Annotated in this window: 24 protein-coding genes and 1 other annotated feature; of the genes, 23 read left to right on the forward strand and 1 reads right to left on the reverse strand. The window is 43.9% G+C overall.

Annotation, left to right across the window (positions count from 1 at the left end):
• The 23 genes from ACG3M1_RS11080 to pheT all read left to right on the forward strand — a co-directional run bounded on the left by ACG3M1_RS11080 (position 1) and on the right by pheT (position 23,899).
• Positions 1-177 (forward strand): hypothetical protein, encoded by a 177-nt coding sequence (locus ACG3M1_RS11080; protein WP_008817428.1) that lies wholly within the window; start codon positions 1-3, stop codon positions 175-177.
• A 101-nt stretch (positions 178-278) separates the two neighbouring features.
• On the forward strand, positions 279-1,016 hold the full coding sequence (locus ACG3M1_RS11085; RefSeq protein WP_008817427.1) for a sigma-E processing peptidase SpoIIGA: 738 nt from the start codon (positions 279-281) through the stop codon (positions 1,014-1,016).
• 5 nt (positions 1,017-1,021) lie between these two features.
• The gene (gene sigK, locus ACG3M1_RS11090) at positions 1,022-1,720 is read left to right on the forward strand and encodes an RNA polymerase sporulation sigma factor SigK (RefSeq protein WP_035304019.1); all 699 of its coding nucleotides are present in this window, start codon (positions 1,022-1,024) and stop codon (positions 1,718-1,720) included.
• Between the two features lie 233 nt (positions 1,721-1,953).
• Positions 1,954-2,733 (forward strand): SigB/SigF/SigG family RNA polymerase sigma factor, encoded by a 780-nt coding sequence (locus tag ACG3M1_RS11095; protein ID WP_002608793.1) that lies wholly within the window; start codon positions 1,954-1,956, stop codon positions 2,731-2,733.
• A gap of 36 nt (positions 2,734-2,769) precedes the next feature.
• Positions 2,770-3,024, forward strand: a complete 255-nt coding sequence (locus tag ACG3M1_RS11100; RefSeq protein WP_224720950.1) for a PRC-barrel domain-containing protein — start codon at positions 2,770-2,772, stop codon at positions 3,022-3,024.
• A gap of 126 nt (positions 3,025-3,150) precedes the next feature.
• On the forward strand, positions 3,151-3,552 hold the full coding sequence (locus tag ACG3M1_RS11105) for a cell division protein SepF (RefSeq protein WP_002608795.1): 402 nt from the start codon (positions 3,151-3,153) through the stop codon (positions 3,550-3,552).
• Between the two features lie 3 nt (positions 3,553-3,555).
• Positions 3,556-4,308: an RNA-binding protein gene (locus ACG3M1_RS11110; RefSeq protein ID WP_002608796.1), complete on the forward strand. Its 753-nt coding sequence runs from the start codon at positions 3,556-3,558 to the stop codon at positions 4,306-4,308.
• A 14-nt stretch (positions 4,309-4,322) separates the two neighbouring features.
• On the forward strand, positions 4,323-4,787 hold the full coding sequence (locus ACG3M1_RS11115) for a DivIVA domain-containing protein (RefSeq protein WP_008817426.1): 465 nt from the start codon (positions 4,323-4,325) through the stop codon (positions 4,785-4,787).
• Positions 4,784-4,992, forward strand: a binding site (T-box leader). Its footprint overlaps the gene before it by 4 nt.
• A 37-nt stretch (positions 4,993-5,029) precedes the next feature.
• Positions 5,030-7,756 carry an isoleucine--tRNA ligase gene (ileS, locus tag ACG3M1_RS11120; RefSeq protein WP_008817425.1) on the forward strand — a complete coding sequence of 909 codons (2,727 nt, stop codon included), beginning with the start codon at positions 5,030-5,032 and terminating at the stop codon, positions 7,754-7,756.
• 197 nt (positions 7,757-7,953) lie between these two features.
• Positions 7,954-8,685: a TrmH family RNA methyltransferase gene (locus ACG3M1_RS11125; RefSeq protein WP_008817424.1), complete on the forward strand. Its 732-nt coding sequence runs from the start codon at positions 7,954-7,956 to the stop codon at positions 8,683-8,685.
• Between the two features lie 384 nt (positions 8,686-9,069).
• Positions 9,070-9,405 carry a prepilin-type N-terminal cleavage/methylation domain-containing protein gene (locus ACG3M1_RS11130; protein ID WP_008817423.1) on the forward strand — a complete coding sequence of 112 codons (336 nt, stop codon included), beginning with the start codon at positions 9,070-9,072 and terminating at the stop codon, positions 9,403-9,405.
• Positions 9,406-9,588: 183 nt separating this feature from the next.
• Complete coding sequence (locus ACG3M1_RS11135) at positions 9,589-10,356, forward strand: prepilin peptidase (RefSeq protein ID WP_395815397.1); 768 nt, start codon at positions 9,589-9,591, stop codon at positions 10,354-10,356.
• Positions 10,357-10,380: 24 nt separating this feature from the next.
• On the forward strand, positions 10,381-11,577 hold the full coding sequence (locus tag ACG3M1_RS11140) for a type II secretion system F family protein (protein WP_002608803.1): 1,197 nt from the start codon (positions 10,381-10,383) through the stop codon (positions 11,575-11,577).
• A 12-nt stretch (positions 11,578-11,589) separates the two neighbouring features.
• Entirely contained in the window at positions 11,590-12,501 is a 912-nt protein-coding gene (pilM, locus tag ACG3M1_RS11145; RefSeq protein ID WP_008817421.1) for a type IV pilus biogenesis protein PilM, read from the forward strand.
• Positions 12,502-12,511: 10 nt separating this feature from the next.
• Positions 12,512-13,249 carry a hypothetical protein gene (locus ACG3M1_RS11150; protein WP_008817420.1) on the forward strand — a complete coding sequence of 246 codons (738 nt, stop codon included), beginning with the start codon at positions 12,512-12,514 and terminating at the stop codon, positions 13,247-13,249.
• Positions 13,250-13,286: 37 nt separating this feature from the next.
• A complete protein-coding gene (locus ACG3M1_RS11155) occupies positions 13,287-13,844 on the forward strand; it encodes a hypothetical protein (protein WP_233104994.1) in 558 nt (185 codons plus the stop codon).
• Between the two features lie 18 nt (positions 13,845-13,862).
• Positions 13,863-14,906, forward strand: a complete 1,044-nt coding sequence (locus tag ACG3M1_RS11160; RefSeq protein WP_008817418.1) for a hypothetical protein — start codon at positions 13,863-13,865, stop codon at positions 14,904-14,906.
• A gap of 17 nt (positions 14,907-14,923) precedes the next feature.
• Positions 14,924-15,853: a type II secretion system protein gene (locus ACG3M1_RS11165; protein ID WP_395815400.1), complete on the forward strand. Its 930-nt coding sequence runs from the start codon at positions 14,924-14,926 to the stop codon at positions 15,851-15,853.
• Between the two features lie 21 nt (positions 15,854-15,874).
• Positions 15,875-17,365, forward strand: coding sequence for a type II secretion system protein (locus tag ACG3M1_RS11170; protein ID WP_009269195.1), 1,491 nt, complete (start codon positions 15,875-15,877; stop codon positions 17,363-17,365).
• Positions 17,366-17,388: 23 nt separating this feature from the next.
• The gene (locus ACG3M1_RS11175; protein WP_009269194.1) at positions 17,389-19,062 is read left to right on the forward strand and encodes a GspE/PulE family protein; all 1,674 of its coding nucleotides are present in this window, start codon (positions 17,389-17,391) and stop codon (positions 19,060-19,062) included.
• 11 nt (positions 19,063-19,073) lie between these two features.
• Positions 19,074-20,129 carry a type IV pilus twitching motility protein PilT gene (locus tag ACG3M1_RS11180; protein WP_009269193.1) on the forward strand — a complete coding sequence of 352 codons (1,056 nt, stop codon included), beginning with the start codon at positions 19,074-19,076 and terminating at the stop codon, positions 20,127-20,129.
• A gap of 314 nt (positions 20,130-20,443) precedes the next feature.
• A complete protein-coding gene (gene pheS, locus ACG3M1_RS11185; protein WP_008817413.1) occupies positions 20,444-21,484 on the forward strand; it encodes a phenylalanine--tRNA ligase subunit alpha in 1,041 nt (346 codons plus the stop codon).
• Positions 21,485-21,496: 12 nt separating this feature from the next.
• Positions 21,497-23,899, forward strand: a complete 2,403-nt coding sequence (gene pheT, locus ACG3M1_RS11190) for a phenylalanine--tRNA ligase subunit beta (protein ID WP_395815403.1) — start codon at positions 21,497-21,499, stop codon at positions 23,897-23,899.
• A 365-nt stretch (positions 23,900-24,264) separates the two neighbouring features.
• On the opposite strand, the gene ACG3M1_RS11195 is transcribed toward pheT, so the two are convergent.
• Positions 24,265-25,140: a metallophosphoesterase gene (locus ACG3M1_RS11195; protein WP_009269191.1), complete on the reverse strand. Its 876-nt coding sequence runs from the start codon at positions 25,138-25,140 to the stop codon at positions 24,265-24,267.
• Position 25,141 lies beyond the last annotated feature (1 nt).

The following is a 25,141-nucleotide window of genomic DNA, read 5'->3' on the forward strand; positions in this document are numbered from 1 at the left end:
ATGTCGTTTTTATCGTTTCAGGAGTTTCTCACGTATTTTTCAAAGGATATAACCATGCTTGCTCATAGCGGACAGCTGGAAGGGTATCTGAAGCAGTATGTGGATTTCTGCAGTAAGCATCATATCCAGCCCAATCTGCTTGAATTGCACAGGGAGTATGCGAACATGCATGTCTGAGTGTCGAAGCCTGCCGGTTTTTATCGGTTTGCGTATGGCGAATATCGACAGATTCATAACATAGCCAGGTGTATACTGTGCCATGAAGGAGGGATGCTTGTATGGAGAGCTATGTAGAGGTCAGTATGCTGCATAACACCGCAACCATTCTGCTGTCATTTTTAATGGCATCCTATGCCTGTGTACAACCGCTGCCGATACGGAAAATGCTGGTTTATGCACTTGCTCTCAGCATACCGGGCTGTCTGCTGTTCTTTCCTGGCTCCTGGCTGTTTCTGGTGCTGGAGGAAGTCGTCTTTTTTTTCTGGCAGTTTCGTTTCTGTGCCAAAAGCTGGATGATGATGCAGGGAATCCGCATACTCTGGTACATGACATCCTTTGCGTTTTATCAGGGTGGTTTTCATAACTTTCTCTGGTTTGTCCCGCTCCATGCGTCGGTGTACTGGCTGTGGCTGGTATATGGCGGAATGTTCCTTCTGCTCCATGTGAAATGGAAGGATATGCTGGCACGCATGAATTACCTGTACCGACTGCATATTGAGCTTGCGGATACGACGCTGCATTTGAAGGGATGGCTGGACAGCGGAAATCTGCTGAGCTATGAAGGAATACCGGTCCTGTTTATTTCTTCCTCCTATGAGACATATTTTAAGAAACAGGACATAGAATTGGTAGTAATGAATACCGTTGACGATACCTCTGTCATACGCTGCTATGCATGCTTGGCGGCGATAGAGGGATGCCATAAGCACAGGGTGCTGGTCTGCTGCAGAAACCATGTAAGCCTTCCGCTGAACTGCGAAGTATTGCTGAACATGAATATGATGACACTGGGGTGATGATGATGAAAAAACTGCTGCAACTCATTCGCTTTTTATTTATTAAACAGGATGTCATGGAGGTCTATTACATCCAGGGAAATGATGTACTTCCCAAGCCGCTGGACAAGGAAGAGGAGCTGGCTGCACTGATTGCTCTGGAAAACGGAGATGAGGAGGCCCGCAACACACTGATTGAACATAATCTTCGCCTTGTCGTATACATCGCAAAGCGCTATGAAACCAATCCGATTTTTATGGAGGATCTGATCAGTATCGGAAGCATTGGGCTGATCAAGGCGGTCAATACCTTTAAACGGGATAAGAATATCAAGCTGGTGACCTATGCGTCACGCTGTATTGAAAATGAAATCCTGATGTTTCTGCGCAAGAAAAGCCGCCGCAAGGTGGAGGTCAGCTTCGATGAACCACTCAATATTGATTATGACGGAAATGAGCTTCTGCTCTCGGATATTCTGGGAACCGATGATGATGTCGTGACCAAGGAGTTTGAAAAAAAGGAAAACAAGCGGGAGCTGCTGGAGGCGATGTCGACGCTGAAGGAGCGGGAACGCCAGATATTGCAGATGCGCTACGGCATTCAGCATGAAGAGCTGACCCAGAAGGATATCGCCAAGCGTCTGGGTATCTCCCAGTCCTATATATCCCGTTTGGAAAAGCGCATTATCGCCAAGCTGAAGGTACAGATGAAGAACTCACAGTAAAACAACGGTTCAGCTGCAGCAACGGATTATGAAATTTGAAAAATACGAGGAACCATGCACTGAAAAAAACCTTATAAACAGTCGGACAGACGTTTGATCCGGCTGTTTTTATCTTACTATTGTCAAGACTGTTTTCCTGCCAATTACTTACAGGAAAAGCTGCCTGCTTTTACGCATAACAAAGAAACGGCTCGGGCACACTGCTAGTACAGACACTAGGAGGCAAAGAGCATATGAGTCGTTATAAAGTAGAAATCAGCGGTATCAATACCGCACAGTTAAAGGTCTTGACAAATGCAGAAATGAAGGAGCTGTTTGTGAAGCTCCAGCAGGGCGATGAAAGTGCCAAGGAAACACTGATCAATGGAAATCTGAAGCTGGTGCTGTCCATTGTGCAGCGCTTTTCCAATCGCTGTGAAAATATGGATGATCTGTTTCAGGTTGGCTGCATCGGGCTTGTGAAGTCCATCGACAATTTTGATCTGAAGCATGAAGTGCGCTTTTCCACCTATGCGGTGCCGATGATCATGGGTGAAATCAAACGCTATCTGCGCGATAATCAGGTGATCCGGGTATCCCGCCATTTAAAGGATCTGGCGTATAGGGCCTTCAAGCTGAAGGAGGAGTATGTACATAAGCATCAAAAGGAACCAAGTGTTTCCTGGCTTGCCCAGCAGCTGGAGGTTAAGGAAAAGGATATCGTGGATGCACTGGATTCTACACAGAGCGTGCTTTCGATCTTTGAACCGGTATACAATTCTGACGGAGATGAGCTGTTTTTGCTGGATCAGATCAAGGATGACAAGGATGAAATCGAGCATCTGAACAATTTGATGGCGTTAAAGCGCAGTCTGACACGCTTAAAGGGGAAGGAGCTGGATATCATACAGAAACGCTATTATCAGGATATGACGCAGACAGAGATTGCCGGAGAGCTGGGCATCTCGCAGGCACAGGTGTCACGTCTGGAAAAAAACGCCATTGCGGTTTTGAAAAAAGAATTTGATTCCTAGGCAACACCTGCGGGTGAAGGGCATATACTGAAACAGGTGATAGAATTGAAATATACGGATATTTGCGGAAGACAGGTCATCAATGTGATGGATGGCAGTATGATCGGACTCGTCAATGATGTGGAATTTGATCCATGCACGTATGTGATTCATTCCATATTTGTCCATCCCACGCAGTCCTTTGTGAAAAAGCTGTTTCCCTGGTTCTTCCCGTGTGATGAAATCGAGATTCCCACGCAGGAAATCGAAAATATCGCGGGTGATGTTATTCTTGTGAAATTTCGATGCTGAAGTTTTTTTACAAAAAGGAGGGCTTTTGAAACAGTTTGCGGCACTTGTATAAATTTCATGAAAAATCCCTTTTTATAAAGGGATTTTTGTGCTAGAATATACATAATGTATAGGAGGGACGCGTAAATGAGCATCAGTCAGAAATTCAAAGAATTTATAGCGCCAATGGATGAAGATGACGTTTTAGAAGTAGAACAGGAAGAGGATACTCCTTCTATTTCTGAATATGAAAGACCGAAATCAAAAGTAAATCACTTGCCAACCGATACGAAAATGGTTCTGTTTGAGCCTCGTTCCTTTGATGAGTCCGAAGAAATCGCAAAACGCCTGAAGGAAAACAAGGCGGCTGTTGTCAATCTGCACAAGCTGCAGCGTGACTATGCACAGCGTACCATTGATTTTTTAACCGGTGTAATCTTCGCTCTGGATGGAAGCATTCAGAAGATCGGGCATAATGTGATTCTGTGTACGCCGCGCAGCGTGGCGGTACATGGGGAAATCAGCCTTGACGCAAGCGAGGAAGACTAACCATTGTCTGTCGCAATAGAGCATTATCGGGGTAACGAGGAATTCGTCCGGCGCCTGCAGGATCAGATTGATCGCATGGAACGCTGGAACCGGGTTGTTGTTACACCCTTTTTTTCGCCTGATCAGATACAGATAGCCGAACGCTTTTGCGGACATCGGATTTTGTATCGCAAAGATGGCGGCTATGCGCAGGCCGAACGCTGCCGGCTTGCTTTTCTGCCCTGGGAGGAAGAGGTACAGATTCCTGTGCTTCATCTAAAGGCGAAGATTTCTTACAGCTTTGGAAAGCTGGCACACCGTGATGTGCTCGGGGCGTTGATGAATCTGGGGATTGAGCGGGATAAAACCGGGGATCTTATCGTTGAACAGGATGCGGTGCATATGTTTGTGGATCCGGATATCGGCAATTATCTGATTGCCAATCTGACGCAAATCAAACGCTGTGCCGTCCATCTGGAGCCGAGTGAGGAGTCTGTCAGCTATGAACCGGATATTGCCTACAAATCACTGATAGTATCCTCTCTTCGACTGGATACGCTGGTCGCTGCGCTCGCCAGACTCAGCAGGGCAAAGGCTGCAGATCTCATACGGAGCAAACAGGTAAAAGTTGATCATGTAATACTTGAACAAACGTCCTATTTGTGCGATAATACTTGTGTTATTTCCATTCGCGGACATGGAAGATTCCAGCTGAAAGAGGTTGTGAAGGAAACAAAAAAGGGAAATCTTGTCATTGAGGTTGGCATGTATCAGTGAATAGGAGAGGGATTATGGACAGATACGCATTTGATACAATGAAAAATGGATATAATCGCTATCAGGTGGAGGATTACATTCAGACACAGAAGCTGCAGATGGAAAGCCTTCAGAAAAAACTGGAAAAAGCCAACTTACTGAAAGAAGAACTAACCAGAGAATATCAGGAGCTGGAAACACGCTACCGGGATGTCAGTGAGAATCTCGAGGTCAAGGAAAAAGCTGCGGACGAAATGACACGCATGGCGATGAAGGAAGCAAATATGATCGTCGATACGGCACACCGCAATGCCGATGCCATTGTAAAGGAATCCTTAATGATGGCGCGTGGAATTTTGATGGAGGTGGCCCGCCTTGGAGATGAGGCGAACGATCTGAAGGGCAGTATGCGTAAGGAACTGCAGAAAATCACGCAGGCACTGGATGATTTTGAAACCCCTGAAATACCGGATCTTGATTTATTGAAAAAAGAAATATAAATGCTGAGATAAAGACATGCTTCTATATGTGGACTTGAAGAGAGCTGACGGTTGGTGAGAGTCGGCAGGAAGGATATAGAAGATATCACTTTGGAGCAGATTTCCTGAAAGCAGTAGGGAAATACGATACGCTTGTCGTTATAAGCTGAGGGCACATGAGCTTCATGTGAACTAAGGTGGTACCGCGTTACAAGACGTCCTTAGATAGAAGGCGTCTTTTTTTCATAAAAGGAGGAAATGATATGGAATACAAGGATACACTGTTAATGCCGAAGACAAGGTTTGAAATGCGTGGAAAATTACCGACAAAGGAGCCAAACTTTCAGAAGCGCTGGAAGGAAAGCGAAATCTATGAAAAAATGCTGGAGAACCGTGAGGGCTGTGAAGCGTTTGTTTTGCATGACGGGCCACCGTATGCGAACGGGGATATCCATCTGGGACATGCCCTGAATAAGATTTTGAAGGATGTCATCATCCGTAACCGCTATATGGCCGGTTACAAGGTGCCGTATGTGCCGGGCTGGGATACGCATGGTCTGCCGATTGAAACTGCAATTCAGAAGCTGGGACATAACCGCAAGGAGATGGAATTATCCGATTTCCGCAAGCTGTGCTATGACTATGCTCTGGAACAGGTGGACCGTCAGAAAAAGGGATTTTTATCACTGGGTGTTGTCGGCGATTACGATCATCCGTATATCACACTGACCAAGGATTTTGAAGCACATCAGATTGAAATTTTTGCCTCCATGGCGATGGACGGTCTGATTTATAAGGGATTGAAGCCGGTTTACTGGAGTCCTTCCAGTGAAACCGCACTGGCGGAAGCGGAAATTGAATACAAGGATATCAAAAGTCCGACGATTTTCGTGAAATTTGCGGTGAAGGATGGCAAGGGCGTTCTGGACAGCGATACTTCCTTTGTCATCTGGACAACGACACCATGGACCATTCCTGCCAATCTGGGAATCTGTCTGAATAAGGACTACACCTATGCGCTTGTGGAAAGCGAAAAGGGCAAGCTGATCGTTCTGGAAGAGCTGGTGGATGCGTTGTGGGAGAAGTTTGGTCTGGAAACAAAGAAGAAGCTGGCAACCTATAAGGGAAGCGAGCTGGAAATGATCACCTGTCAGCACCCGCTGTATGATCGCGAATCCCTGGTAATTCTGGGGGATCATGTAACGGCAGATGCAGGTACCGGCTGTGTACATACGGCACCGGGCTTTGGTGCCGATGACTTCTTCATCGGACAGAAATACGGTCTGCCTGCGTATTGCAATGTGGATGAGCACGGCTGCATGATGGAGGATGCCGGTGACTGGCTGAAGGGACAGTATGTCGATGATGCCAACAAGACGGTAACACAGAGACTGGATGCAATGGGCGCATTGTTAAAGCTGGAGTTCATTACGCACTCCTATCCGCATGACTGGAGAACAAAGAAGCCGATTATCTTCCGTGCAACAACGCAGTGGTTTGCGTCGATTGATAAGATTCGTGAAAAGCTGCTGACAGAGATTGCGAATGTTGACTGGATTCCGAAGTGGGGACAGCAGCGCATGCACAATATGATTGCCGATCGCGGTGACTGGTGTATTTCCCGTCAGCGTGCATGGGGTGTTCCGATTCCGATTTTCTATGCGGAGGATGATACGCCGATTATGGATGAGGCTGTATTTGCCCATGTGGCAGAGCTGTTCCGTGAGCATGGCAGCAATATCTGGTTTGAAAAGGACGCGAAGGAGCTGTTGCCGCAGGGCTATACACACCCAGGCTCCCCAAATGGAGAATTCCGCAAGGAAACCGATACGATGGATGTATGGTTTGACTCCGGAAGCTCTCATACTGGAGCCATGATGGAACGCGGACTGGGCTATCCTGCCGATCTGTATTTCGAGGGCAGCGATCAGTATCGCGGATGGTTCAATTCCTCCTTGATCATCGGTACAGCTGTGCATGGACACTCTCCTTACAAGCAGGTACTGAGCCACGGCTTCGTTATGGATGGCAAGGGTGTGAAAATGAGCAAATCACAGTGGAATGCGGTAGCACCGGGAGAAATCACGAAGAAATACGGTGCGGATATCCTGCGTCTGTGGGCGACAAGTGTCGATTACCAGGCAGACTGCAGTATGTCGGATGAGATTTTGAAGCAGATCAGCGAGCAGTACCGCAAGGTGCGCAATACGTTCCGCTTCATGCTTGCCAATGTCAATCCGGAAGAGGATTTCACAAAAGAGGACCTTGTGGATATCAACGAGCTGCCAGAGCTGGACAAATATATTCTGGTCCTGTTGAATGAAGTGAATGAAAAAGCAATGAAGGCATATAAGGAATACCGTTTTGCGGATATCACCAATATGCTGAGCAATCTGATGACGAACGAGCTGTCTGCCTATTACATGGATTATACAAAGGATATCCTGTATATTGAGAAAAAGGATGCGCCTAGACGTCGTCAGGTACAGACGGTGCTGTGGCATGCGGTCAATACGCTGGTTCGCCTGTGGGCACCCATCCTCGTGCACACCTGTGAGGAGGTCAACGACTTCTTCCATACCGAAGCAGAAAGTATCCATCTGGGAAGCTTTGCACAGGCACTGGATGTACAGGGTGCTGATACAATCAAAGCGGATATGGAACGCATGATGGCAATTCGCCAGGATATTTTCAAGGCCCTGGAGGAAGCACGTGCGGAAAAGGTGATTGGTAAGTCTCTGGAAGCACATGTGATGATCAATGTGAGCGATGAAGACCGTGCACTGATTGAGAAGCTGTGCGGAAATCATTTCAACCAGTGGCTGATCGTTTCCAAGGTCAGCTTCTCCGTGGATGAATTGAAGCAGTATGAAGTGTGTCAGGTAGAAGTTGAGAAGTGTGAAGGCAAGGTTTGTCCAAGATGCTGGAATATTACGGATTCCCATGCGGAGGATGGCCTGTGTGATCGCTGTGCAGAGGTGCTGAAATAGCTTACGACGTAAGTTTGGATAATTATGGAATGTTGACGACAGATGAACAGCAGTTTGTCTGTCATTTTTCATGCTTTTATAAAAAAGTTGCTGTTTTCTATGGAAAAGACATAAGAAATACAGTAAAATAACGGGGTGATTAAACAAAGGGAAGCCATACATGTATCGTACGGTGATTCTGATATAAGGAGAGCATTATGGAAATAACATCACTGACCAATGCAAAGGTAAAACAATGGGCAAAATTAAAGGAAAAGAAATATCGGGAAAAGGATCAGCGATTTCTGGTAGAAGGGGAACATCTGATTGAAGAAGCTGCGAGAGCCGGCTTGGTCGAGGCTGTACTTGTGGAGATTGGAAAAGCACATACATTTGTGGAATATCCGGTGTATGAGGTCACAAAGGACATTCTGCGGAAGCTGGAAAGCAGTGTATCCGGAACCTGGATTATGGCTGTATGCCGTATGCCGCAATACCATGATGCAGAATTTGGTAAACGGGTTATCGTACTGGATGATGTGCAGGATCCGGGGAATGTCGGAACCATTATTCGAACTGCCGTATCCTTTGGATATGATGCAGTCCTGCTATCTGCACACAGCTGTGATGTATACAATGAAAAGGTGATACGTTCCACACAGGGAGCCTTGTTTCACATTCCGGTGATTCGAGGTGATGTGCAGGCTATGCTGATGAGTTTGAAGCAGAAGGGTAACAGAATTCTTGCGACTTCTCTGCACAATGCCTCGGCACTTCGTGAAATTGCAGTGCCTGATGCATTTGCACTTGTGTTTGGCAATGAAGGAAAGGGTGTCAGCGAGGAGGTTCTGCGGTTGGCGGATACTCATGTGTTTATCGAGATGCATACCTTTGAATCCCTGAATGTTGCTGTTGCGGCAGGAATCTGCATGTATGCGTTTAAAAAATGAGGAACGCAGCTAAAATAATCGTTTTGGAATCGGAAGAGGTGTATGGTAATTATCACATCAGTATCACACGAAGTTTTAGTTTGAATGCTTATAGCTGAAAAATAATATAAAAATATGACAAAAAAAACTTTCCCTGTTTCTTCTATTAATATAAACGTTAAGATTTTGGCAATGCAGAAGGGCTTTTGTGGAAATTTGGCTGACTTTTCATACCTTAAATGTCTATGAACCTGAACTATTATGGAATGGGGGATTAGCATAATTCACAGGTGAGAATGGAGTTTTCTGCATATCCTGCATAGAAAACAGCTGATTATGAAAATTACCTGTTTCATAAAGTATAACTTGTGAAGCATTGCCTGCTGAAAAAAGGAGAAGAGAAAAATGAATGTTAAGAAATTGAAGAAGAACAAGAAGGGATTTACGCTGGTTGAGATCATCGTGGTTTTGGTAATCATCGGTATCCTGATGGCGCTGGCAGTACCGGCTGTTATGAAGTATATCAATGAGGCAGCAGATACAAAAGTGCAATCTCAGGTAAGAGCAGGTTATGTTGCAGCTCAGTCTTATGCGACAAGCCAGATTGGTGAAAATCCAGGTATTTCAAATGATGATTTGACAACAAAAGTTAATAATGCTGATGCCATTAATGGTGAATTAGGTCTTTCTAAAACCGGTGAAGGCGACGATGCTAAATATCCGGAAGGTGCTGTTAAATAGATTACATGTACGCTGACAGAAAAGAAGATAGATAAGTGTGAGATTCAAGTTGAAGGGTCTAATGATACGTACACTGCTACGCAAACAAAAATTGAAAAAGCTACAAAATAATCAAGTAGAATATAAAGCCTCTTCCAAGAGGCTTTATATTTACACTTTTAATTAAAGAAGGATGGTGAATAAATGGACGCTTTACTATTACTGCTATATCTATATGCATTCCTTATTGGAATTTGTATCACCAGTTTTTTGAACGTGGTAATATGGAGACTTCCTCAGGGCTTATCCTTTGTAAAGGGGAGATCCTATTGCCCTTCATGTCATCATAAGCTGCAGTGGTATGATTTATTCCCGGTGTTCAGCTATCTGTTTCTAAAAGGGAAATGCCGATACTGTGGTAATAAGATTTCAGCTCGTGAAACGGTACTGGAGTTTCTTGGAGGCTGTATCGGGATGTTTTGCTTTTATACCTATGGGTTTTCCTGGGATACTGTTCTTGTGTTTGCAGTATTCATGATTCTTTTCACAATTACCATGATTGATTTTGATACTATGACAATACCAAATGGTTTAATTATATCTTTAATTGTTCCTGTTGGCATTTTCACAGTATTGCATCCGGAAACAGCGTTAATGACAAGAGCTATCGGCTTTTCCATTGTCAGTCTTCCGATGTATCTGCTGACGCTTCTGATTCCGGACTGCTTTGGCGGCGGGGATATCAAGCTGATTGCTGTAGCCGGTTTTCTGCTGGGATGGAAGCTGACACTCCTTGCGTTTTTTATCTCCGTACTGATAGGAGGAAGCTATGCGGTATATCTGCTTTTGTCAAGAAAAACACAAAAGGGAGCACATATCGCCTTTGGACCGTATTTATGTGCAGGGATTATGATATCATTACTTTATGGTGAAACTCTGATACAGGGGTATCTATCGTTATTCGGATTATAAAACAGGCTTGGAGGGAATACAGATATGGCGGTTTATAAATATACGGCGAAGGATATAAATGCCAAAAGGATAACCGGAAAAATGGAAGTAAACAGCAGGAGTGAGCTTGCTGCTTTTCTGCGTTCCAGGGATCAGTATCTGATTGACTGTAAGGATGTGACAAACACACAGCAGAATACATATAAACTGACTCTGAAGGAGCTGTCTGATTTCTCTCGACAGCTGGGAGCGATGATTGGCTCCGGTGTCAGTCTGATACGTGCAATGTCTATTCTTGTACAACGAGAAAGCAAACCGAAAATCAAAAGTATTTATACGGATATGTACCGTAAGCTGCAGCAGGGACAGACACTGTCAATGGCTATGGAATCTGAAGGAAAGGCGTTTCCGGAGCTTATGATCAATATGTATCGAACCGGAGAAAGCAGCGGACAGATGGAAAAGGTTGCTATGACGATGGCTTTGCAGTATGAGAAGGATGATCATATCAAGCGAAAGATACGCAATGCCATGATTTATCCGATTATTCTGTTATGTGTAACCGTTTTTGTTATCATTGTTGTATTTACTTGGATTATTCCAAGCTTCTCGAGTGTGTTTGAAGGAATGGAGCTTCCGTTGATTACGAAAATTGTAAATGGTCTTTCGCAGATTATGATACATTATTGGTACTGGCTTCTGATTGGCATCTTATGTATATTTGCGTTCATCACAACGCTGCTTCGCATAGAGAAGGTTCGGTATCGGTTTGATAAACTGAAGCTGAATGTTCCGAAAATCGGTAAGCTGCTGTGTATCATTTATACAGCGCGCTTTGCCAGAAATATGTGCTCGCTTTATACAAGTGGTATTTCCATCATCAACGGTATGCAGATCATACGCAATACGATCGGGAATAAGTATATAGAATCTCAGTTTGACGGAGTCGTGAATATGGTGAGAAACGGAACCTCACTGTCACAGAGCATACAGAAAATTGACGGCTTTGATCCAAAGCTCGCAAGCTCCATTTACATTGGAGAAGAAAGCGGACGTCTGGAAACAATGCTGACATCTCTGGCAGATGATTTTGATTATGAATCCGAGGCTGCATCTCAGCGTATGGTCACACTATTGGAGCCGGTAATGATTATAATTCTGGCATTGATCGTATTGTGTGTCATGCTGGCGGTATTGCTGCCAATCTATCAGATGTATCAAAATCCAACGAGTCTAAAGTAAAGGGAGAAGCTTATGGCAAAAGAATATGTATTATTTATATCATCACATGCCGTACAGATGATTTACGGGTCATGTGATAAAAAAGATATGGTAAAGGTAGAAGCCTTTCATGAATATCCTCTGGAAGAAGGCGCAATGATCAATGGTGTGATTACCGATGACTCCTCCATCCTTGACATTTTGAAGGAGCTGCAGGAAAACGGCTTAAAGGAAGCCCGGTTTGTAATCGACAGCGGGCAGATTCTTGTGAAAAACATACGGGTTCCCCAGCTTTCAAGAAAGGAGCTGCTGAAGGTCGCAAAGGATGAATTAGCCGATATTGATGGCAGCTATGAGGATCTGATTTACGATTACAGTGTATTGCAGTCATCGTTTGAAGAGGAAGAGAAAAAGGGCGGAGAGATTTTATGCTGTGCTGTTGAAAGAAAATTGCTTACCAGCTATATTGAACTGTTTGATGCCACAGGTATCAGGCTGAAAAGTGTTGATATCTCCATTAATGCCTTGCATAAGCTAACGCAGGAGCTGGCAGATTTGAATGGAAAAACCTATATTGTATCGGTTCTGGACGGTAATAATGTATCCTCTTATCTGTTTGAGAAAAACCACTATACCTTTTCTAACAGAACAAGGCTGTTCTCAGAGCGGGGAACGCAGGCTTTTATTTCTGAAATGAACAGTAATATATCCCAGCTGATCCAGTTCAGCAAATCCAAGCAGAGTCCGTACCCTATTGAGAGAGCATATTTCTGCGGTCTGGATGATGCGGAGGAGCTGATGGTTTTTGAAAGTATACGTAGCAATCTGAATTTGCAGGCGGAACAATTTCCGGATTCCAAGATTGTCTATGTAACCGGGGATCACTATAAGGATTTCCATTTGCATGATTATGTGTTCCCCGTAGGGTGTCTGATCAGAAAGTGAGGTGCAGGAGATGTTTCAAAATGGATTGAAAAATAAAGATATTGATTTACTGAAGGTCTATAAACAGAAAAAAGAAGCCTCTCCATATGTCGGCACCTTGAAATATTTGGTGTTTCCCATCAGTGCAGCTGTTATCCTGATATCCTGGTTTGGTATTGTGACCTATCAGAACCATGCATTGGACTCTGATATTGCAGCAGCAAAAGCAGAATTGAAGCAGGTGCAGAAGCAGATTGCAGAGGATCCCAATTTAGAGAAATACCAGTCCTTGCAAAAGGCGATGAATGATGTAGAAAAGTATAAGACGCTGCATAAGGATATTCAGTCTTATCCGCAGCTGAGTCAGAATACATTCGATCAGATATTGATTGCTTCCGATGTGAATACTTCCATTGTATCATTATCTTATCAAAGAGAAACACAGGTGGTGACATTACAGGTGGAGTCGCTTACAGCGGAGGATACGGAGAAGTTTGTCAGAAGACTGAAAAAGAGCAAGACCTTTGAAACCGTTGATTATGCAGGATATGCGCAAACAGAGAAGACAACAAAGACTGCGGAAGCAAATGAAAAAGCTGCAGAAAATGTAAAAGATAATACAGAAAAGAATACGGATACAAAAACAGATACAGAATCCGCAGCACAGCAGCTGCTGGATTTATTGAATAAGACAAATGAAACGAATACACAGGCGGATAAGCAGACAACGACAGTATATTCGGCTACGGTCCTTTGTAAACTGAAGTAGGTGAAAGTATGCGACATTAACGAAGAGAGAAAAAATATTGCTGTATGTATTATTGTGTATTGTTGTTTTTGCCGGAGGGCTGTTCTGGATGCTATTGCCGGCATTGGAAAAGCATAACACACTGAAGGCGGAATATGATACTGCCCAGCTGGAGCTGCAGTCAGTGAAGGCATCGATGATTGACTATGGTGATTTGGATAAGCAGCTGAAGGAGACTTCGGAGGAGCTAAAGAATATCAAGAATAAATTTTATGAAGAAATGAATAAGGAAGATGTTGATAATCTTATCACCTCCATGACGATTGAGCATGGACTGACGCCTGTCAGCCTGAGTATCGCCGAGGCTGATCAGGAAAACATTCTGAGCTATACCGAATATCAGCTGCAGCAGAAAAAAGGTTCTTCCTCCAAGAACAAGGATGGAAAACTGAAGGTTTATAATGTGAATCTGAGTGTGTCCGGTGCAATTACGGATGTTCAGACACTTGTAGATGATGTGAGAACGACAAAGTCATTAAAAGTATCCGGTATTACATATTCGGAAGAGGATGATGAAAAAACAACAACGATTACATTTAAGCTGTTCATGATATAAAGATAGAGAGGTGAGAATATGAGAAGAAATCAGAAGGGATCGGCTTTGCTGTGGGCCATCACTGTCATCATGATTTTGATGATAACCGTTGCAGCTGCACTGGGTATTTCATATTCTTACTATAACAGAAGTGTAAACAATAACAGCAAGCGCCAGGCTTATCTGACCGCAAAGGGTGTTATTCAGAATTTTGTAGAGAAAATCGAGCTGGACAACAGTGATTATATCGCTATGATACCAGAAGAGGAAAACCAGTCAACACCATTGAATATAGATATTCCGGAAGCGTCCAATATCGGAAAGGTGACGGAAGCGAAAATTTCCCGTGTTGCGGTGGATAAGGATAAAGATATACGTGGCAAAATTACGATATCGGTTACTGTGGATTATGCAGAGCAGACAGAGACTGTGAATGCCGATATGCAGCTGGGAAGAACCGGAGATTTGAAAAAATGGCAGTTGTTAAAATACTATAAAGGACAGGGTGCTGAGGTACAGGAAAATATCAATATCAAGAATGCGAAGATTATGATGTCGCATTTAACACCTTTATATGAAGCAGCGTGCACAGGTAATAAAGTCATGCAGGAATATGTGAAAAGCGATGCTGAAATATATGAAAGAATGATTGCAGAGTATGGAGAAACATGGGAAAAATATGCCAACAATGGATATTATAGCAACGATCGTATGAGAGAATATCTTTACACAGGTGTTTATAACAGCAGCATACCGAAATTCGATAATAGTGCAGCATCAAATTTTCCGGAAAAATTTGAGGGTAAAACATTTTATATGAAAACCTATTGCTCGGATGGCAAGAAATTGTCATTTGTATATGCGAATGAAAAAAGCACTATGAATAATGGCGATTGGGAAGCTTCTATGATATTTAATGTTGAGGATGGGCATTGGTATGATGTAACGGAACTCAATGGCAATAAAATTATACCGCTTAAAATTTTAGGTGAGCTGGTAGATGGTAAAGAACCTGAAAATGAATTGCTTAAATGGGAAGCGTTTAAAAAGAAGTATTTTATACCGGAACGATGTGTTGATTAAAGATAGAGGTGATGGAAATGAATAAAAGGGGTATGACTTTAATTGAAATGATTGCAGCTCTAGCGATTCTTTCCATAGCCAGTTTAACGCTATTTGGAGGATTTTCTGCAGTATTAAAAATTATGGGGAATTCAAGCACAATGAAAAACAACAGTGATATGCTTCTTTCTTATGCAGAAGAAACAATGAACAATGATGTGCGAGATAATATTCAAATAGATACAGATAAAGTAACCTATACGATTTCATCTGATCGTGTAAGTGTACCTGTCGCTAGAAATATAGCAATACTGAATGTAAAGGACGATGACAGAGTACATCTAAAGGCACTGGAAGAACCGGGTAATCAGGAAAAAGTAAGGGATACATCCGTTTATAAAGAATTTAAATCAAATCTTGATGAATTTTATAAGTCAATTAAGAAAGCAAGAGAAGCACATGAAGAAATGGAAAACGGGGACTCCTATAACGCTTCTTTGAAAAATGTGCATATTCTGATGTCATCTAATTGGATACAGTTTCCAAAAGAGCTTCTTCCGGTAAGTTATCGCTCAAAGCTTGGAGCACAGGATGTTTACATTTTTCCATATTATCCATGGGAGATAAAAAAAGGCGATTTACAGCACGATCATGGTGGTCTTATAATCATGTTAAATCCAAGGAATGAATTAGTAGATACAGATATAGACTTCGATGATTATCTTTATATGATTTATGATTATGATAATGAACGCTGGTATTATTGTGATCAGGACACTTATAGAATCAAGGTTGTTTTTTCCTCTTCAGATGGAAAAGTGCTGTATGATGTGAAAAATAATGGCTATATCAAATCTTGGACAGATATGAAAGACATTGTTAAGAATCCGAAAAATGGATGGAAAGTATTGGATATCGATGCAGAATATAATACGAATACAGATTCTATGTGGAAGAATGTAAGCTGATGATGGAAGGAGGCGGCAGGTATGCACTTGAATAAAAAGGGAATGACGTTGATTGAAGTAATTGTAGTTCTGCTGCTGTCCTCCATTTTAATGGTAATTGCGGGTGGTCTGCTTTTGAATAGTATGGGGTATTTTAATCGTACGGCACAAAGCAATTATGAGAAGCAGGCTGTGGATGCTATTTCATCCTATGTAAGGGGGCAATTGGTTTATGCCAGTGAAGTACAGATTGCCACGCAGAAACCGGATAAATCTGATGACTGGCATTGGATTTCAGTAAATGACGATAATCGCCTGATGAAGGATGATACGCAAGTATACAATGCTGATTTTTATAGAGGAAGGAATTTGAAAATCACTGCAAAATGTTATAGTGATAATTATCGTTTGGATTTATCTTTCGCGTTTACTGATAATGAGAAGCAGGTTTATAAAACTGCTTCTACACTGGAACTAGTGAATATTAAAGCAAAGGATAAAAAAGGAGAAGCTATTGCTAATGCAGGAATAAAAGGAAAACAGGTGGATATTTCAGATCACGATCAGGCAGAAGCAGGCTATAAAATCTATTATAAAATAAATGGGGCATTGAAGATCGTGGATGATCCGGATTATCAATATCCGGATATCGATTATGATGATCCTGTATTTGAAGGTACCGTATACGATGAGCTGATGTGTAGAGATGCTTCCATTACCAAGCCGAATGAGGCAGGGAACAATAAGGGAACATGGCTTGCAAATCATGATTATAAAAAAGGGGAATTTGTTGATTATCTGGGTATGACATATCGTGCAGTAAAGGATGTTAGAAATGGAAATGATCCCTTGACGAATCATGGAAATGCATGGAAACCGGTAAATCCTCCATATTGGGTGAAGGGTGCCAGCTATGAAGCAGGGGATGTTGTTATATACCAAATCACAAACACATATTATCAAGCAACAGTGCAGATTCATAATAGCGTGGAGTCACCGGATAACGATAAGCAGAAATGGCATAGGTTAAATACGGCGGAATTGAATGAGATTATAGAAGAACATAAGAGTAAAGATTTTTGTGATATAGATAATAAAGATGAAGGCGATTGGACTGTCGGGGGAGAGAAAGCAAGATGCGATGCACCAGAAAAACAATGGAATGTTGGGCAGGTAATTGAGCCTGGAGATTATGTAGAAGACCCAATGAATCCAGGTCAGTGGTATCGTTATGTATATTCATCACCTTTACAGCCTAATGCTCAAGAAGATAACGCTTGGGCTCCAGGAGGCGTTGCCAGAAATTATTGGAAGAAAATTGATGAAGCTTGGAATACGAATGGAACATATTTTAAAGGAGATATAGTTTCATACACCGTGAATGGAAAAAAGTTATTTTATCAAGCTCTTCAACGAATAGATGGTGTTTGGAATCCTTCTACTATAAATGCTGGATGGTCCAAAGGTTTTGAAAGTATTGAAGAGTTGCTTGGAAATACTAATATATCTGTGACTTGTCAGACATATAGTTAATTTAAAAAGGATGTGTAGAAAATATGAAAAATATACCAATAGGTGAAGTGCTGAAGGATTACGGTTATATCAATGAAGAACAGCTGCAGCGGGCACTTGCAGAACAGAAAAAGGATCGTTCCAAACGGCTTGGACAGCATTTGATTGATTTAGGCTTTATCAGTGAGAATCAGATGCTGAAGGCACTGAGTGATAAACTGAATGAGCCGATGGTTGATTTGAACGAAGAAAAAATCGAAGTGGATGCTGTTGCGAAGATACCGAAAGCACTGGCGCAGAAATATAATTTGATTGCCATCAGCGAAAACAACGGGCGCCTGACGGTAGTAACAAGTGATCCTTTGAATTTCTACGGAATCGAGGATGTACGTCTGGTGACCGGCATGAATATATCCGTATGTCTGTGTGAAAAGGCGGCAATCGACCGTGCCATTGATTACTACTATGCGGAAATCAAAGCCAGAGAAGCAGCCAATGTGGCAAATGAAAACGTTGTATCCTTTGAATTCGATGATACCGAGCTTTATAACTCGGAGGAGGATGACACACCCGTTGTTAAGCTGTTCAACAGTCTTCTGACAAGAGGCTACAATGCCAATGCCAGTGATATACACATAGAGCCGTTTGAGGATAAGACAATGGTTCGTATGCGTATTGACGGTATGATCGTGGATTATGTGCAGCTTGCGAAAAATCTGCACCAGTCGCTGATTGTCCGAATCAAAATTGTAAGCAATATGGATATTGCTGAAAAGCGTGTTCCTCAGGATGGACACTTTCTAACCACGATTGAGGGAATTCGTATGAACCTTCGTGTCTCTGTGATTTCAACTGTATATGGTGAAAAAGCTGTTCTGCGTTTTCTGAACAGCAATACGCCGATTCTGAATGAAAAGCAGTACGGCATGAATACGGATAATTATGCGAAAATGTGTCGTATGATGGAGATGCCGCATGGAATCATCTATATTACAGGACCTACCGGAAGCGGTAAAACAACAACACTGTATATGATTCTGGAAACGCTGGCAAAACGGCAGGTGAATATAGCAACCATTGAGGATCCCGTGGAGAAGAATATCGAACGCGTGAATCAGATGCAGATCAATACCATGGCGGGACTGACCTTTGAGCGCGGACTGCGGGCATTGCTGCGGCAGGATCCGGATATTATTCTGGTCGGTGAAACACGTGATGCGGAGACGGCATCCATTTCTGTACGAGCTGCCATTACCGGACATCTGGTATTGAGCTCTCTGCATACCAATGATGCAATCAGCTCGATTGTCCGTCTGGAGGATATGGGAATTGAACCATATCTGATTGCGAATTCACTGGTTGGAAGTGTTTCACAGCGACTGGTGCGTACGATTTGTCCGCATTGCAGAGAAAAGCTGAAGGCGACAGAGCTGGAACGTCAGGTGCTGGGAAAAGAAATAGAATATGTATATCGCGGTGCAGGCTGTCATCATTGTAACCAGACAGGCTACAAGGGAAGAACGGCTGTGCATGAAATCATACTGATAGATAAGGAAATGCGGAGAATGATTTCTTCTCACAGAGATATTGATGATATCTATGCCTATGTGAAGAAATCACAGCAGCTGCATACCCTGAAGGATGAGGCTGTGGAGCTTGTAATCAATGGACAGACAACGATGGATGAACTGTATAAGATTACGGCTTACAGCGATTAGGAGGTCTGTTTATGAACGATTTACTGGAAGGTATGATTGCCTATGCCAGAGAGCATAACTGCAGTGATATCCATTTGAATGTCGGTGGTCCCGCCATGATTCGGGCAAATGGCGTGCTGCGGGAATATCCCGCATTCATCAAGGATACACAGACGACAGAGATGATCCTTTCTATGGTGGATGAGCGGTTGATGGAGGATTTTAAACAGGGGAAGGATCTGGACTTTACCTATGTCAGCAAGGGAGAGAACCGGCAGAGAGTGAATGTATACCGCCAGCAGGATAAGCTCTGTGCAGCGATTCGTATCATCAATAATACGATTCTGACACTGGATGAGCTGCTGATGCCGGATATTTTGAAGCAGCTCGCTATGGAGCCGCGCGGTCTTGTACTGGTGACCGGACCTACCGGCAGTGGTAAATCCACGACGCTGGCAGCTGTTATGGACTATATCAATGAACGCAGAAACTGTCATATACTTACGATTGAGGATCCGGTGGAATACGTGTATCAGCGTAAGCAGGCGCTTATTCATCAACGGGAAATCGGTCGGGATGTGGACAGCTTTGATACAGCGCTTCGCAGTGCCATGCGTGAGGATCCGGATGTCATTCTGGTGGGAGAGATGCGTGACTATGAAACAATTGCAGCCGTCGTTACACTGGCAGAGACCGGACATCTGGTGTTTTCCACTCTGCACACCATCGGGGCAGCAAAGACAATTGACCGTATCATCGACGTATTTCCACCTCACCGTCAGGAGCAGATCCGTATGCAGGTTTCCGGTATACTGAAAGCTGTAATTACGCAGCAGCTGCTTCCAAAACGTGATGGCAGCGGACGAATTGCCGCGCTGGAGGTTATGATTGGAACAGATGCGATCAGCAGCATGATTCGAGAGAATAAGGTCCATCAGATCAATTCCATAATACAGACAGGGATGCGTGAGGGAATGCAGTCTTTGAACTTTGCTTTGGCACGTCTGGTGCGAAACGGCATGGTGACAAGGGAAGTGGCAGAGAAATACAGCGATGATCCGCAGGAGCTGAAGCAGTATCTGCAATAGAATCCGGTTTCAGCAGTGCACAAAATAAAAATCAGACTTGTAAACAACGTGCAAGTTCTGTATAATAATAAAAGAAAACGTTGAGCAGGAGTAGTAGTTTGGACACCGCAGGACAGGGAGAGCTGATGACGCACTGAGAGTCGGCACACTGCAGGACCTTATGAATTCACCTGTGAGTGGGTTTAATACACCCCCGTTCCATGACGGTTATCCATGACAGAAAGTAAGTGTGTCGCATGACGAAACAGGATGGTACCGCCCGCAAGGGTTCCTGTGTCTTGTGGCTTTTTTTATAAGCAGAAAGGAAGTTGAATATGGAAAAGCTAACGAGTATCAAAGAAGAAGGTCTTTCCCAAATCGAAGCATGTGAGGACCTTGCCCAGCTGCAGCAGCTGCGTGTGCTGTATCTTGGTAAAAAAGGGCCGATTCAGGAAGTGATGAAATCCATGAAGGATTTGCCGAAGGAGGAGCGCCCGGCATTTGGTCAGCTGGTAAATGAGGTTAAGACCCTGTTTGCGAATGCGATCGAAGAACGCAGGGCAGTTTTGGAAGTCGCAGAAATGGAAAAGAGGATTGCGGAAGAAAAAATTGATATCACCCTGTCCGGTCAGAAGCCGAATCTGGGCAATGCACATCCACTGATGATCGTACAGCAGGAAATGGAGGATTTATTCATCGGTCTGGGCTACACGGTAGAGGAAGGCCCGGAAGTAGAGATGGATCTCTATAACTTTGAGCGTGCCAACATACCAAAGGATCACCCGGCCCGGGATATGCAGGATACCTTTTACATAAATGCGGAAGAGCTTCTGCGTACACATACGACAGCCATTCAGACAAGACAGCTTGAAAAATTTGCTCAGGAGGGCAAGGAGCTGATCAAGGTCATCTGTCCCGGGAAGGTATATCGCCGTGACGATGACGATGCAACCCATTCCCATCAGTTTATGCAGTGTGAGGGGCTGGTTGTCGGTGAACACATCACGCTGTCCGATTTAAAGGGGACGCTGCAGTTTCTGGCACAGAAGATGTTTGGGGAAGAACGTGTGATACGGTTCCGTCCAAGCTATTTCCAGTTTACAGAACCAAGTGTGGAGGTTGATGTCAGCTGTCATGTATGTGGTGGCAAGGGCTGTCCGGTCTGCAAGGGAACCGGCTGGATTGAAATTCTGGGTGCCGGCATGGTGCATCCGAATGTTCTTTCCATGGCAGGATATGATGCGGAAAAGCTGAGCGGTTTTGCTTTCGGTATCGGAATTGAACGAGTGGCAATGCTGAAATACGGAATTACGGATATCCGTAATTTCTATACTAATGACATTCGTTTCTTGAAGACATTCAACCGGTTTGAGTAGGAGGACGCTGACATGAAAATAAGTAAGAAATGGCTAAGCCAGTATATGGACTTATCCGATATGAGCATAGAGGAAATTGCGGATAAAATAACGTCTGCCGGTCTTGAGGTAGAGGGCATTGTAAAAATGAGTCAGGGAAGCAATCTGGTCATCGGTAAGGTGATAAGCTGTGAGGATCATCCGGATTCCGATCATCTGCATGTATGCCAGGTTGACCTTGGAGATAAAATTGAACAAATCGTATGCGGTGCGCCAAATGTGACAGCCGGACAAAAGGTAATTGTGGCTCGTGTCGGTGCGAAGCTTCTGGGTGGTGACATCAAGGCAGGTGTTATCCGTGGACAGGAGTCCAATGGAATGATCTGTTCCCTGCTGGAGCTGGGCGTTGATCCGCATCAGCTGAGTGAGGAAAGCAAAAACGGCATAGAGGTGCTGGATGAGGATGCACCGGTGGGGAATGAAAATCCGCTGGGCTACCTCGCTCTGGATGATGAAATTCTGGATGTGGGATTAACACCGAATCGAAATGACTGTATGGCTGCGTGGTCCATGGCACTGGAAACAGGTGCGATTCTGCATAAGGAAGTGAATATCCCATATGTAGAGGGTGCTTCCAATGTAGGGGAAGCAAGCAGGCTGATCGTTCGCAGTGAAACAGAGAAATGTCCGCTCTTTTTGGGAAAGGTCATCAATTCCGTAACCATTAAGCCTTCACCGAAATGGATGCAGGAGCTGTTGATGGCAGCCGGAATGAAGTCAATCAACAATGTTGTTGATATCAGTAATATTGTTATGCTGGAAACAGGGCAGCCGCTGCATTTCTATGATCTTGATGCTATTCCGGCACAGGAAATCACAGTGAAGGATCAGCAGCGGTTTGATTACACAGCACTGGATGGAGAAAGCTATCACATTGAAGAGGATGATATCGTCATTACGACAGAGGGGAAACCAATCGGTATTGCCGGTATCATGGGAGGTGATGATTCCAAGATTGAGGAAACGACAAAGGGAATCATTATCGAGGCAGCAATCTTCCATCACGTATCCATCCGAAACACCAGCCGCCGTTTGAATCTTGGCACGGATGCCAGTGTCCGCTATCAGAAGGGTATCGAGCCGATGGCTACCTTCAAGGCTGTGGATCGTGCAGTGCAGCTGCTGATTGAATATGCAGATGCAAGTGGATTGGAAGAAACCAAGCAGTATGGCAGCAACGGCTATACACCGTTGGAATTTGATGTGAATCTGGATCGCATCAATGTTCTACTTGGCACGGATTTCCAGCAGGAAGAGGTTATGAAGGTACTGGATGATCTGCATCTGGAGCCGTCTGTTAACAATTCGGATATTCATGTGAAAATCCCAAGCTATCGAATGGATCTGGCAATCGAGGCCGATATCGCAGAGGAAATCATCCGCATTCTGGGATATGACCGTCTGCCAAGTACAATGCCGAAGATGCCTTCCACTGTCGGAGCGCTGAACAGCCGCCAGCAGCTGCGCAGAAAATACAGAAATATGCTTTCTGATCTGGGCTACAATGAAGCGGTTACCTATTCTCTGGTTGGGAAAAAGGAAATCGAGGATGCAGTCATGCCGCACAAGGACATTGTCGAGCTGGCAGCTCCGATGAGTGAGGATCACAAATATGTACGGGATTCCATTCTGCCGAGTCTGCTGGAGTGTGTGGCTTATAATCAGGCGCGTTCCATCAAGGATATTGCATTGTTTGAAATCAGCAATGTCTATGGATTGGGACACGTGGAGGAACGTCTGGCTGTGGCAGCAAGCGGTGCTCTGCAGGAAAACCGCTGGCAGAAATTCCGCATGGAGGTGGATTTCTATACCGTCAAGGGACTGGTCGAGGCACTTCTGGAGAGTATCGGTTATCAGGGAAGCCGTGTAGTGTTTAAGGAAAATCATACCGATATTGTACATTTCCATCCATATCGCAGTGCAGAGGTGTATCTTGGAAGAGAGCTTCTTGGACTGGTTGGTCAGATTCATCCGAAAATGGCGCAGGCCTATGATATTACAGAAACACTTGCTCTGGAAATCAATCTGGAGGTTCTCTTGAAGAACAAGCCGGGAAAGGTGAAGTTCACTGAGGTAAGCAAATATCCATCCATCAGCCGCGACCTTGCATTTGTCGTGAAGGAGGATGTTAAGGTAGCGGATATCATTAGCAGCATTAAGAAAAACGGCAAGCTGGAGAAAGAGAATATTATCCAGAATGTGGAGGTGTTTGATGTTTACACCGGAGAACATGTGGAGAAGGGAAGCAAGTCTATCGCGTTGAGCATTGTTTTCCAATCTGCACAGCGTACGCTGAAGGATGCGGATATCAATGAAATCCACAACAGGATTCTGGAAACACTGGAGAAGGATCTGCACGCACAGCTGCGAGCATAACCACCTGTTTCAGGAATACCGATAATTTATAGAAAGAGATGACAGGCATTTCGCACATGTCATCCTTTTTTTATATCTGCTTTCAGAATCAGGATGCCATGTAGAATCCAATGGCAGCGTACATAAAAAACATGGAACGGTTGCGAAAGAAACAACAGAAACAGCCTTATTCTTTTGATTTCCCTGTTATAAGGAAGGCAATAAACGAAGCTGATATGCAAAAGGGCTGTACCGGTTTGATTGCGCATATAATCCCTATCATGCCGCAATTCTATATGCCTGTAAAGGAAATAAAAAAACGCCTTTACTCTACATTATATAGAGAAAATGCGTGTTTATGCTGAGACGGCTGTTTCCCATCCTCTTTACTTCTTTCCGGACTCATGCTGGAGACGGAATACAAGAATTTGCGGAGGAGCCAGCAGGCGCATGTCGATATCCTTGGTTCCAAGACCATTGGATACATACAGACTGGTACCATTGATATCATAGGAGCCGTGATTATAGGTTGCAGCTCCTTCCATGGTATGCAGCGGTCCTAATAGCGGCAGATAGATCTGTCCGCCCAAAGAATGCCCTGCGATGATCAGATTGAGATATTTTGTATTGATTCCGCTTGTTTTTACAATATCGGGACAGTGCGTCACCAGAATATTAAATTCGTCCTCACTGACCTTTTTCATAGCCCTGTCCGGCTGCGGATCGCCGTTCAGCATATTGTTTAAGCCGATCAGTGATATGCTGGAATCGCCCTTGTTTCTGAGCCGTATACTGGTATCACTCAGAATTTCAAAATCGCCGTCATATAAAATCTGAGAAACGATCTTCTTTGTCTTGTCATTCGCCAGATCCTCATCACCGAGAACGGCGAACTTGCCAAGGGGTGCATCGATGCTTTTCAGGATGGTTGTCAAATCCTTGCTCATCTGAGAATCCGGAGCCTTTGTCTGCGGGTTGGAGAACATGTCACCACCGAAAATCACAACATCGGCACCGGTTGTATTCAGCTTGCTGATCATACTTGTAAGACGTTCTTTGTTCATGTATTCATTGTATTTGATATCGCTGATGAATGCGATTTTCAAATCGTTCATATCTTCCGGTATCTTGCTGGAGGAAATCGTCTGATAGGAGAGGTTCACACGGTCTACGGAAATATAGATGGAGTAGAAGAAGACTCCGGCGACGATCAGAGCAAGAAGTATCAGGACAGAAACGATTTTAAGTAGTTTTTTTACCATT

Origin of the sequence: Clostridium sp. 10cd* (genome assembly GCF_044336395.1) — a bacterium.
Classification (GTDB): Bacteria; Bacillota_I; Bacilli_A; order Erysipelotrichales; family Erysipelotrichaceae; genus Clostridium_AQ; species Clostridium_AQ innocuum.